The sequence below is a fragment of the Streptomyces sp. FH025 genome, from assembly GCF_017427025.1.
Lineage (GTDB): Bacteria > Actinomycetota > Actinomycetes > Streptomycetales > Streptomycetaceae > Kitasatospora.
Genome location: NZ_JAFLNG010000229.1, coordinates 1 through 10,568, shown reverse-complemented (window position 1 = coordinate 10,568; position 10,568 = coordinate 1). Strand labels below are relative to the sequence as shown.

Sequence of the window (10,568 nt, the reverse complement as noted above, 5' to 3'; positions counted from 1 at the left end):
CCAGGTGACGGGCGTCATCTTCCTCGCCAACAAGCGCGGCGGCGGCCTGTTCACCGACCACGACGAGGAACTGCTGCGGATCCTCGCCGCCCACGCCGCCCTCGCCCTCTCCAACGCCCGCCTGTACGAGCGCAGCCGCGAGCTCACCCTGGCCGGCGAACGCGCCCGCATCGCCCACGACCTGCACGACGCCGTCTCGCAGAAGCTCTTCTCGCTGCGCCTCACCGCCAAGGCCGCCGCCAAACTGGTCGACCGCGACCCGGCCCGCGCCCGCGCCGAACTCGCCGAGGTCGCCCGGCTCGCCGCCGAGGCCGCCGACGAACTGCGCGCCGTGGTGGTCGAGCTGCGCCCCGCCGCCCTGGAGGAGGACGGGCTGAGCGCCACCCTCGCCTCCCAGGTACAGGTCCTGGACCGCGCCCACGCCGCCGACGTCGCCTTCGCGGCCGACGGCGTCCGCGCCCTGCCGCCCGCCCAGGAGGCCGCCCTGCTGAGGGTCGCCCAGGAGGCGCTGCACAACGCGCTGCGGCACTCCGGCGCCCGCCGGGTCACCGTCACCCTCGCCGGGACGCCCGCGCGCGGCGCCGTGCTGCGGGTGCGCGACGACGGGCGCGGCTTCGACCCCGAATCCGTCCACCGGGCCGGCCGCCACCTCGGCCTGGTCTCGATGCGCGACCGCGCGGCCGCCGTCGGCGGCACGCTCACCCTGGAGTCGGCCCCCGGCAGGGGGACGCTCGTCGAGATGGAGGTCCCCGGTGCCTGACAGCACGCCGTCGATCCGCGTCCTGCTGGTCGACGACCACCAGGTGGTCCGCCGCGGGCTGCGCACCTTCCTGGAGGTCCAGGACGACATCGAGGTGGTCGGGGAGGCCGCCGACGGGGCCGAGGGCGTCGAGCGCGCCCGCGAACTCGACCCGGACGTCGTCCTGATGGACCTCAAGATGCCAGGCGTCGACGGCATCGAGGCGCTGCGCACGCTCAAGGACGAGGGCAGCCGGGCCCGGATCCTGATCGTGACCAGTTTCACCGAGCACCGCACCATGGTCCCCGCGCTGCGGGCCGGAGCCGCCGGGTACGTCTACAAGGACGTGGACCCGGAGGCGCTGGCCGGCGCGATCCGCTCGGTGCACGCCGGACACGTGCTGCTCCAGCCCGAGCTGGCCGAGGCCCTGCTCTCCGACGACGGCCCGCGCGCCCCGCAGGGCCGCGGCGGCACCCTCACCGAGCGCGAGCGCGAGGTGCTCGGCCACATCGCCGACGGCCGCTCCAACCGGGAGATCGCCCGCAGCCTGCACCTGTCGGAGAAGACGGTGAAGACCCACGTCTCCAACATCCTGATGAAGCTGGACCTCGCCGACCGCACCCAGGCCGCGCTCTGGGCCGTCCGTCACGGCGAGGCCCGGGAGGTCTAGCGGTCGTCGCGCTCCTCGCGCTCGTCGACCAGGGCGTTGTAGGCGGCCACCTGGGCACGGCGGGCGGTGCGCCACAACGGCGCCAGGACGGACCGGCGGGCGGCCATCTCCGAGGCGCTGACCGCCGCGCCGTGGCCGCCGGAGGCGATCGTCAGCAGCGCGGACACCTGGCGGGCCGACTCCAGGACCCGGACGGCGCGCGGCGGGTAGCCGGGGGCGAGCAGCTCGCTGTGGCCGCGCCGGCGGTAGGCGTCGAGGGCGCGCAGCGCCTCCGGCCCGGCGCCGGCCACGTCGAGCCGCCCGAGCAGGACGGTCGCCTCGCGCAGCCCGTCCGCCAGCTCGCGCTCGGCCTCGTGCAGCGACGGCACGTCGGCCGGCGGGGCGTCGTTGACCTCGGAGCAGCGCCACAGCACCGTGGCCGAGCGGTCCCCGGCCGGGCCGAACACCTCCACCTCCGGCACCAGCCCGAGCGGCACCCCCACCGCGAGCACCGCCTCGCCCGCCTCCATGGCCCGCGCGTTGAAGTCCACCGGCCCTGTCAGCCCCAGCGGGTGCCCGTCCGAGGGCAGCGCCAGCCGCAGGCCCCTCACGCCGAGCACCCGCAGCCGTCCCAGCGCCCAGGTCAGCCCGTGCCGCTCGCCAGGGGCGTCCCCGGGCAGCCCGGTCACCCGGTGGCCCTCGTCGGCGCCCAGGACGGCCGCGGCGGCGTCGTCGGGCGCCACCAGACCGCTCAGCAGGGCGTTGCCCCAGGCGGTCAGCCGCCCCGAGCGGGGTTCTTCGTACGGATTGTCGGCAGGTGTCGCGAGCATCCGGCCAGCCTACGGAATCGGCGGTCATCCGCGTGGCGTAGGTTTGCCCATGCGTGTGCGGCGCACCCACCCCGTGCCCCCCGGCTGCCGGAGTAGGCTCGCCGCCCGCACCGACGGCCGAGATTTTTTGTTTGGGGAAGGCATAGGCATGAGCGACGTGCTGGAGCTGGTGGACGTATCCGTGGTCCGGGAGGGGCGCGCGCTGGTCGACCAGGTCTCGTGGTCCATCTCGGAGGGTGAGCGCTGGGTCATCCTGGGCCCGAACGGCGCCGGCAAGACCACCCTGCTGCAGATCGCCTCCTCGTACCTGTTCCCGACCTCGGGCAAGGTCTCGGTGCTGGGCGAGAAGCTCGGCGAGGTCGACGTCTTCGAGCTGCGCTCCCGGATCGGCCTGGCCGGCGCCGCCATGTTCGACAAGCTGCCGGCCGAGCAGACCGTGCTGCAGACGGTGCTCACCGCCGCCTACGGCATGACGGTGAGCTGGCAGGAGACCTACGAGCAGTCCGACGAGGGCCGCGCCCTCGCCCTGCTCGACCGCCTCGGCATGGCCAACCTCACCGGCCGCAAGTTCGGCACCCTCTCCGAGGGCGAGCGCAAGCGCACCCTGATCGCCCGCGCCCTGATGACCGACCCCGAGCTGCTGCTGCTCGACGAGCCCGCGGCCGGCCTGGACCTCGGCGGCCGCGAGGACCTGGTCCGCCGGCTCGGCGCGCTGGCCCAGGACGAGTTCGCCCCGGCCATGGCGATGGTCACCCACCACGTCGAGGAGATCGCCCCCGGTTTCACCCACGTCCTGATGATCCGTCAGGGCAAGGTGCTCACCGCCGGCCCGATCGACACCGAGCTGACCGCCCGCAACCTCTCCAAGTGCTTCGGCCTGCCGCTCACCCTGGAGCGCCACGGGGACCGCTGGTCGGCGCAGGGCCTGCCGCTGGGCTGAGCCCCCGTCGGGCTCGTCTCCCGTCCTCCGCCCGCCCCTCATCCGCACCTCACCCGTCCATCGCTCGTCCATCGCTCGAAGGCAGGCGGGACCGGTCGCACGCGCGACCGGTTTCCGCCCCTCGACCTGCGGGAACCGTCCCCTGAAGGCCCTTCGCTCCCTAGGATGGACGTGTGGACAGCTGGATCTGGTGGCTCCTGGCCGCCGCGGCCCTCGGCATACCGCTGGTTCTCACCGCGATGCCGGAGTTCGCCATGTTCGCCGTGGGGGCGCTGGCAGCCGCCGGCGTGGCCGGGCTGGGTGGGGGAGTGGTCCTCCAGGCCGTGACCTTCCTGGTGGTGTCGGTCGCGCTGGTGGTCGTCGTCCGTCCGATCGCCTACCGGCAGCTCCAGAAGGGCCCGCAGGTCAAGATGGGCATCGAGGCGCTCCAGGGCGCCACCGCGGTCGTCGCGGAAACCGTCGACGGGGAGGGCGGACGGATCAAGCTGAACGGCGAGATCTGGTCGGCCCGCGCGCTCCACCCGGACCAGGTCTACCAGCCCGGGCAGCAGGTCGACGTCGTCGAAATCCAGGGCGCGACCGCCCTGGTCGTCTAGGGGAGAGTCCGTGGAACCCGTCCTTATCGTTTTGGTCGTCCTGGTCGTGGTGGCCTTCATCGCGCTGATCAAGACGATCCAGGTCATCCCGCAGGCCAGCGCCGCGATCGTGGAGCGCTTCGGCCGCTACACCCGGACGCTCAACGCGGGGCTGAACATCGTCGTCCCGTTCATCGACCGCGTCCGCAACCGGATCGACCTGCGCGAACAGGTCGTGCCGTTCCCGCCGCAGCCGGTGATCACCCAGGACAACCTGGTCGTCAACATCGACACCGTCATCTACTACCAGGTCACCGACGCCCGGGCGGCCACCTACGAGGTCGCCAGCTACATCCAGGCGATCGAGCAGCTGACCGTCACCACGCTGCGCAACATCATCGGCTCGATGGACCTGGAGTCCACCCTGACCTCGCGCGAGGTCATCAACGCCGGTCTGCGCGGCGTCCTGGACGAGGCCACCGGGAAGTGGGGCATCCGGGTCAACCGCGTCGAGCTGAAGGCGATCGAGCCGCCGACCTCCATCCAGGACTCGATGGAGAAGCAGATGCGCGCCGACCGTGACAAGCGCGCCGCGATCCTCACCGCCGAGGGCCAGCGCCAGGCCCAGATCCTCAAGGCCGAGGGTGAGAAGCAGGCCGAGGTGCTCAAGGCCGAGGGTGAGGCCCAGGCCGCGGTGCTGCGCGCCGACGGTGAGGCGGCCGCGATCCGTACGGTCTTCGAGGCCATCCACGACGGCGACGCCGACCAGAAGCTGCTCGCCTACCAGTACCTCCAGACCCTGCCCGAGCTGGCCAAGGGCGACTCCAACAAGCTGTGGATCATCCCCAGCGAGGTCGGCGACGCGCTCAAGGGCCTCGGCGGCGCCTTCACCGGCCTGACCGGCAACGGCGGCGGCGTGAACGGCGGCGCGCTCGCGGCGCCGAGCGTCCCCCCGGCGGCTCCGGCGGCCACCCAGGTGCCGATCGACCCGGCGGCCGGGCCGCGCCCGGTGGACGTCGAGAAGGGCGCCGCCCGCCCCCGGGTGGACCCGGCGCGGGAGTACCGCAAGATCGACCCGGAGTGAACCGGTCCGGAGTGAATCGGCCCGGAGTGATCGGCTGAACCTCCTGGTTCGGGGCCCGCCGCCTCGGGGTGGCGGGCCCTCGGCGTTCCCGCTGATTGTGGTGTGCGTCCCGAATGCCGGGAGGGGTCTGGCCCGGCGGCCGGGGGTCCGGCATGATCCCCTCGGACAGGACCGAGAGGAAAGGTGACCCATGACGCTCTGGGAGGCGATCGCCGTCCTGGTGGCCGGTGTCGGTGCCGGGATGATCAATGTGATCGTGGGCTCGGGCACCCTGATCACCTTCCCGGTCCTGCTCGCCGTCGGCATTCCGCCGGTCACCGCCAACGTCTCCAACTCCTTCGGCCTGGTGCCCGGTTCACTCAGCGGCGTGATCGGCTACCGCCGCGAACTCGTCGGCCAGGGCCGCCGACTGCGCCGCCTGGGCACCGCCTCGCTGCTCGGCGGACTGGTCGGCGCGCTGCTGCTGATCAAGCTGCCGAGCGGGGCCTTCGACGCGATCGTGCCGGTGCTGATCCTGCTCGCCCTGGTCCTGGTGGTGATCCAGCCCCGGGTGGCCAGGGCCGTCGCCGCCCGCCGCCGCTCCGACGGCGACCCGGACGGCAGCCTGGTGCTGCTGGTCGGGGTCTTCCTCACCGGCATCTACGGCGGTTACTTCGGCGCCGCCCAGGGCGTCCTGCTGATGGCGCTGATGGGCATGCTGCTCCAGGAGGACCTTCAGCGGATCAACGCGGTGAAGAACGCCCTGGCGATGATCGTCAACGGGGTCGCCGCGCTGTTCTTCCTGTTCACCTCGACCGTGAACTGGACGGCCGCCGGGCTGATCGCGGTGGGCTCGCTGGTCGGCGGCCTGATCGGCGCCAAGGTCGGCCGCCGGTTGCCGCCGGCCGCGCTGCGCGGGGTCATCGTGGCGGTCGGACTCGTGGCCGTCACCAAGCTGCTGGTGAGTTGACGGTCGGTCAGCCTGTCGGCTCAGTAGGCTGGCCCGGTTCGCACCTCGACCGACCACGAACGGGAGCGCACCGATGAGCGGCAGGGCACGGCTGACCGAGAACGAGATCAGGGCGGCGCTGGCGGCCGTGCCGCTGTGGAGCCGGGAGGGCGACAGCATCGTCCGCAGCGCCGACGCCCCGGACTTCCCGGCGGCGATCCGGGTGGTGGTCGCCGTCGCCGAGCAGGCCGAGGCGCTGAACCACCACCCCGACGTCGACATCCGCTGGCGCACCCTGCGCTTCTCCCTGTCCACCCACAGCGCCGGCGGGCTCACCGACCTGGACTTCACCCTCGCCGCCCGCATCGACGAGGCCCTGCACACCGAGTCGGCGGCCTGAGCCCGGCCCGCCGGGCGGGCGCTGAGGGCCCGGGCGGCGCGCCGCCGCGGGCGTGAGATGCTGACTGCCGCAAGCGGCGGGCAGGCGGGGGCGGGGAAGGACGGAACGATGGCGCAGGAGCCCTTCGGAGATCCCAACGCCCAGCAGCAGCCGTGGTACCCGCAGGACCACCAGGGCGGGTACTACGGGCAGCCCCAGCAGCAGCCGCCGTCCCAGCCGCAGGCGCAGTGGCCGCAGGAGGGCTACGGCCCGGTCGAGTACGGGCAGCCCGAGTGGTCGTACGGCCAGGGCGGTTACGGCCCTACCGGGTACACCGAGGGCGGTTACGTCGAGGCCGGCTACGTCGAGGGGCCGTACGGCGAGCAGGGGCGGTACCAGCCGTACCAGCAGCCGTACCCGCCGTACGCCGCCGAGCAGAAGCCCGCGCAGGAGGGGCTGTACGTCCCGGCGGGGGCCGAGTACTCGGCCGACGGCTATGTGCACGACGGCTCCGTGTACGACGGCTCCGTGCACGACGACTCGGTGCACGACGGCTCGGTGCACCTGGAGGACTCGGAGCCCGCACCCGAGGCCGCGGCGGAACAGCCCCCGGCCGAGCCGTCGTCAGGCTCCGGGCCCGCCGCGTCGTCGAGGGCCGCCGCCCGTCGTGGCCGTGGCGGCGGCGCGGGCTCCGGCGGGTCGCTGGCGGCCAGGGCCCGGGCGGCCGCCGACGCCGTACTGACCGGGGAGCACGTGCCCAGCCGCCGGGCCCTGCTGGTGCGGGCCGGCGCCGGGGTGGCCGCGCTCGGGGTGCTGATCGCCGCCGCGCTGACGGTCGGCGCCGAGGGCGGTGGCAGCGCGGCCGCGACCGGCGGCGGCGAGCCCGGGTTCGCGGTGGCGCACACCAAGGTGTGGTCGGCGCAGGCGGCCGGTGCCGGGCAGGGCGGGAAGACCGGGGGAGACGACACGCTGGTCGGCAGCTGGCTGCTGGCCGACGCGGTGGTCCGGGCCGACGGCTCGGGCGTGCACGCGTACGACCGGACGGAGGGCAAGCCGACCTGGACGGTCGAGCCCCCGGCGGCCGGGGCCGTTCCGTGCGGGCTTTCGGCGGGGGTGAACCAGTCCGGGCTGGGAGCGGCCCTGTTCCGGCCGCAGCCCGACCCGAAGAGCCCCTGCACACTGGTGGCCGCCGTGGACACCAAGACCGGCAAGACGGCCTGGACCAAGACCCTCTCGGACGCCAAGGACTCCTACGGTGCACGGATCGGGGTCACCGAGGACAAGGTGATCGCGATCGGCGACGACCGGGTGATGGCCTGGGAGTCGGCCGAGGGGAAGGACGTCTGGCAGTACACCGGGCAGGGCAGGTTCTGCACCCTGTCCGGCGGCGTCACCGGCAAGACCGTGCTGGTCGCCTCCACCTGTGCCGACTCCACCCCCGCGGACCAGGCCGTCGCGCTGAACACGGTGGACGGCAAGGTCGCCTGGTGGCGAGGCCTGAACAACCAGCCGAAGACGGTGACGGTGCTCTCCGCCGAGCCGGCCGTGGTGCTCACCACCGGCGGGAAGCCGGAGGACGACCGGGTGTTCGCCTGGGGCGCGGCTGGCGACCCGGCCGCCGAGATCCCGGTGGTCGCGGACGGCGGCCGCCTGGACGTCTCCCACGGTGCGTTTTCGGCCACTCCCGAGGTGTTCTTCGCGGGCCGCACCATGGCCGCCGTCCTGGCGCCGGGGAACGGCGGCGGGCCGGTGTCCGCGGTCGGCTACGACCTGGACACCGGCAAGCAGCGCTGGAAGGCGCCGGTCGCCGCCAAGGGCACCGTCCGGGCGGTCGGCATCGACGGCGGCTCGCTCGTGATCGCCGCCGACGAACGCCGCGACCAGCTCGCCCACCTCACCCGCTTCCCGCTGGCGGGCGGCCAGGAGGCGGTCGGCGGCAACTTCCCGCCCGGCACCGGCGCGCTGCTGGTCGCCGGGCGGGTGGCGATCGGCGACGGGCAGGTGGTCGTGCTGCCCGAGCACTCGGCCAACTACGGCACGGCGGCGGGGTACCGGGCGAAGGGCTGAGCCCGGCCCCTCCTACCCCTGCTTTCACGCCGCCGGGGCTGACTGCCCCGGTACGGCCGGCAGCCAGTCGGCGAGCTCCCGGGCCTCCGATCCGCGCAGCCCGAGCGCCAGCATCAGGGTGGCCTGCGGCGTCGGCACGAACGGCCGCCGCAGCAGCTTCATCCCGGCCTGCTCCGGCGTCCGGTCGGCCTTGCGCTGGTTGTCCTCCGCGCACGCGGCCACGGTGTTCATCCAGCTGTCCGCACCGCCGCGCGACCTGGGCTGGAGGTGGTCCACCGTGGTGGCCCGGCGCCCGCAGTACGCGCACAGGTGCTGGTCCCGGGCCAGCACGCCCCGACGGGACCACGGGGCCTGTTGTCGGAACGGCACCCGTACGTACCGTTGCAGTCTGATCACCCGGGGCACCGGGACGGTGACGCCCGTCCCGCGGATCGAGCGCAGCGGATGCGCCTGCTCCACCACCGCCTTGTCCTGGAGCACCAGGACGACGGCGCGCTGGAGCGACACCGTCGTCAGGGGCTCGTAGCTCGCGTTCAGAACCAGCGTGTTGCGCACTCGGCACACCCTTCCCACGGGCGTGCCACGGCGGCACGACCGTCTCCACACACGTCACTGCCGCCGCACGGCGGTGGAACCACTCTGAATGGGCCCACAGCCGACGAACAACGGAATTTCCGGTATCGGCGGCGCCTCGACGGGGTGCCTCGGGGAAAACTCGCTGGCCGGAACCGCGTAGGCTCTATCAGGCTGGAGTCGTTCCGACCAGGGGCCCGACCGAACCGGGCCAGCACCGGGCGGACGCCCGATCGAAGGAGAAGCGTGACCGTGACGGACATCGTCGACGAGCTGCGGTGGCGAGGGCTGATCGCCCTGTCCACCGACGAGGACGCACTGCGCAAGGCGTTCGCGGACGGCCCGGTCACGTTCTATTGCGGCTTCGACCCGACGGCCCCGAGCCTGCACCTGGGCAACCTGGTGCAGATCCTCACCATGCGCCGCATCCAGCAGGCGGGGAACCTCCCGCTCGGCCTGGTCGGCGGTGCCACGGGCCTGATCGGCGACCCGAAGCCCACCGCCGAGCGCGTGCTCAACGACCCCGAGACGGTGGCCGGCTGGGTGGAGCGCCTGCGCGGCCAGATCTCGCGCTTCCTCGACTTCGAGGGCCAGTACGCGGCGCGCATGGTCAACAACCTGGACTGGACCTCCGGGATGTCGGCCATCAGCCTGCTGCGCGACGTGGGCAAGTACTTCCGCGTGAACAACATGATCGCCAAGGAGGCCGTCGCCCGACGGCTCAACTCCGACGCGGGCATCAGCTACACCGAGTTCAGCTACCAGATCCTGCAGGGCATGGACTACCTGGAGCTGAACCGCCGCTACGGCTGCACCCTGCAGACCGGCGGCAGTGACCAGTGGGGCAACCTCACCGCCGGCACGGACCTGATCCGCAAGGCCGACGGCAAGTCCGTGCACGCGCTGGCCACGCCGCTGATCGTCAAGGCCGACGGCACCAAGTTCGGCAAGACCGAGTCCGGCACGGTCTGGCTTGACCCCGAGCTGACCACCCCGTACGCCTTCTACCAGTTCTGGCTGAACGCGGACGACCGGGACATCCCCAACTTCCTGCGGATCTTCAGCTTCCGCTCGAAGGAGGAGATCGAGGAGCTGGAGCGCGAGACCACCGAGCGCCCTGCGGCCCGCCTCGCCCAGCGTGCCCTGGCCGAGGAGCTCACGACGCTGGTGCACGGCGCCGAGCAGTACGAGCGCGCGGTCGCCGCGTCCAAGGCGCTGTTCGGACAGGGCGACCTGGCCGACCTGGAGGCCCCGACCCTGGCCGCCGCCCTGGCCGAGGTCCCGAAGGCCGAGGTGTCCGAACTCCAGCCGGTGGTCGACCTGTTGGTCGCCGTCGGCCTGGCGCCGAGCCGCTCGGCCGCCCGCCGGACGATCAAGGAGGGCGGGGCCTACCTCAACAACGTCAAGGTGACGGACGAGGAGGCCGTGCCGACGGAGGCCGACCTGCTGCACGGCCGCTGGCTGGTGCTGCGTCGCGGCAAGCGCAACCTGGCCGCAGCCGAGCTGGTGCCAGCGTCGGCGTGACCGAAACCCGACGCCGCTGAGCTGCGGCTTCGACGAACGAGGGCGGGATCCAGCCGGATCCCGCCCTCGACGTTTGACGTTGTCCTCCAGGTGGCCTAGTGTTGAACGAGTCGCTGGAGCGGCCACCCCACTCAGCAAGACCCACCCTCACACTCGACGCCCATTCAGTTGGGTCCGTTGGCGTCCCGTCAACAGGGTGTGAGCGTGAATTTCGAGATAACTCTCGGAATGCGCTAACGTGGCGGTCGTCGCAGAAAGCGGCCCCGACCAGTTCGGGAAA

Annotated in this window: 11 protein-coding genes; 9 read left to right on the top strand and 2 right to left on the bottom strand. The window is 72.9% G+C overall.

Annotated elements, in window-relative coordinates; genetic code table 11:
• Window positions 1–760 (top strand): sensor histidine kinase (locus J0670_RS17970; RefSeq protein WP_207812621.1); only part of this gene is annotated, 760 nt, incomplete at its 5' end.
• Window positions 753–1,409, top strand: a complete 657-nt coding sequence (locus tag J0670_RS17965) for a response regulator transcription factor (protein WP_207812620.1) — start codon at window positions 753–755, stop codon at window positions 1,407–1,409. The genes J0670_RS17970 and J0670_RS17965, both read left to right, overlap by 8 nt.
• On the opposite strand, the gene J0670_RS17960 is transcribed toward J0670_RS17965, so the two are convergent.
• Window positions 1,406–2,218 (bottom strand): hypothetical protein, encoded by an 813-nt coding sequence (locus J0670_RS17960; protein ID WP_207812619.1) that lies wholly within the window; start codon window positions 2,216–2,218, stop codon window positions 1,406–1,408. The two genes, J0670_RS17965 and J0670_RS17960, sit on opposite strands and share 4 nt — an antisense overlap.
• Before the next feature lie 148 nt (window positions 2,219–2,366).
• Between J0670_RS17960 and J0670_RS17955 the strand changes: the two genes are divergently transcribed.
• The 6 genes from J0670_RS17955 (at window position 2,367) to J0670_RS17930 (ending at window position 8,191) form a co-directional block, all read left to right on the top strand.
• Complete coding sequence (locus J0670_RS17955) at window positions 2,367–3,158, top strand: ABC transporter ATP-binding protein (RefSeq protein WP_196947499.1); 792 nt, start codon at window positions 2,367–2,369, stop codon at window positions 3,156–3,158.
• 173 nt (window positions 3,159–3,331) lie between these two features.
• Window positions 3,332–3,754 carry an NfeD family protein gene (locus J0670_RS17950; protein ID WP_307806570.1) on the top strand — a complete coding sequence of 141 codons (423 nt, stop codon included), beginning with the start codon at window positions 3,332–3,334 and terminating at the stop codon, window positions 3,752–3,754.
• 10 nt (window positions 3,755–3,764) lie between these two features.
• On the top strand, window positions 3,765–4,817 hold the full coding sequence (locus J0670_RS17945) for an SPFH domain-containing protein (protein WP_207812618.1): 1,053 nt from the start codon (window positions 3,765–3,767) through the stop codon (window positions 4,815–4,817).
• A 190-nt stretch (window positions 4,818–5,007) separates the two neighbouring features.
• A complete protein-coding gene (locus J0670_RS17940) occupies window positions 5,008–5,766 on the top strand; it encodes a sulfite exporter TauE/SafE family protein (RefSeq protein ID WP_207812617.1) in 759 nt (252 codons plus the stop codon).
• A 73-nt stretch (window positions 5,767–5,839) separates the two neighbouring features.
• Complete coding sequence (locus J0670_RS17935) at window positions 5,840–6,145, top strand: 4a-hydroxytetrahydrobiopterin dehydratase (protein ID WP_207812616.1); 306 nt, start codon at window positions 5,840–5,842, stop codon at window positions 6,143–6,145.
• A gap of 108 nt (window positions 6,146–6,253) precedes the next feature.
• The gene (locus J0670_RS17930; protein ID WP_207812615.1) at window positions 6,254–8,191 is read left to right on the top strand and encodes a PQQ-binding-like beta-propeller repeat protein; all 1,938 of its coding nucleotides are present in this window, start codon (window positions 6,254–6,256) and stop codon (window positions 8,189–8,191) included.
• Between the two features lie 24 nt (window positions 8,192–8,215).
• Here the strand turns inward: J0670_RS17930 and J0670_RS17925 are convergent, their stop codons facing one another.
• Window positions 8,216–8,746 carry an HNH endonuclease gene (locus J0670_RS17925; protein ID WP_207812614.1) on the bottom strand — a complete coding sequence of 177 codons (531 nt, stop codon included), beginning with the start codon at window positions 8,744–8,746 and terminating at the stop codon, window positions 8,216–8,218.
• A 270-nt stretch (window positions 8,747–9,016) separates the two neighbouring features.
• Here J0670_RS17925 and tyrS point away from each other — a divergent pair, with 270 nt between their 5' ends.
• Window positions 9,017–10,288, top strand: a complete 1,272-nt coding sequence (gene tyrS, locus J0670_RS17920) for a tyrosine--tRNA ligase (RefSeq protein WP_207812622.1) — start codon at window positions 9,017–9,019, stop codon at window positions 10,286–10,288.
• Window positions 10,289–10,568 lie beyond the last annotated feature (280 nt).

Excerpts from the sequence above, each read along its gene's own strand:
- J0670_RS17960 (WP_207812619.1), bottom strand. The coding sequence starts at position 2,218 with ATGCTCGCGACACCTGCCGACAATCCGTACGAAGAACCCCGCTCGGGG.
- J0670_RS17955 (WP_196947499.1), top strand. The coding sequence starts at position 2,367 with ATGAGCGACGTGCTGGAGCTGGTGGACGTATCCGTGGTCCGGGAGGGG.
- J0670_RS17940 (WP_207812617.1), top strand. The coding sequence starts at position 5,008 with ATGACGCTCTGGGAGGCGATCGCCGTCCTGGTGGCCGGTGTCGGTGCC.
- J0670_RS17935 (WP_207812616.1), top strand. The coding sequence starts at position 5,840 with ATGAGCGGCAGGGCACGGCTGACCGAGAACGAGATCAGGGCGGCGCTG.
- J0670_RS17930 (WP_207812615.1), top strand. The coding sequence starts at position 6,254 with ATGGCGCAGGAGCCCTTCGGAGATCCCAACGCCCAGCAGCAGCCGTGG.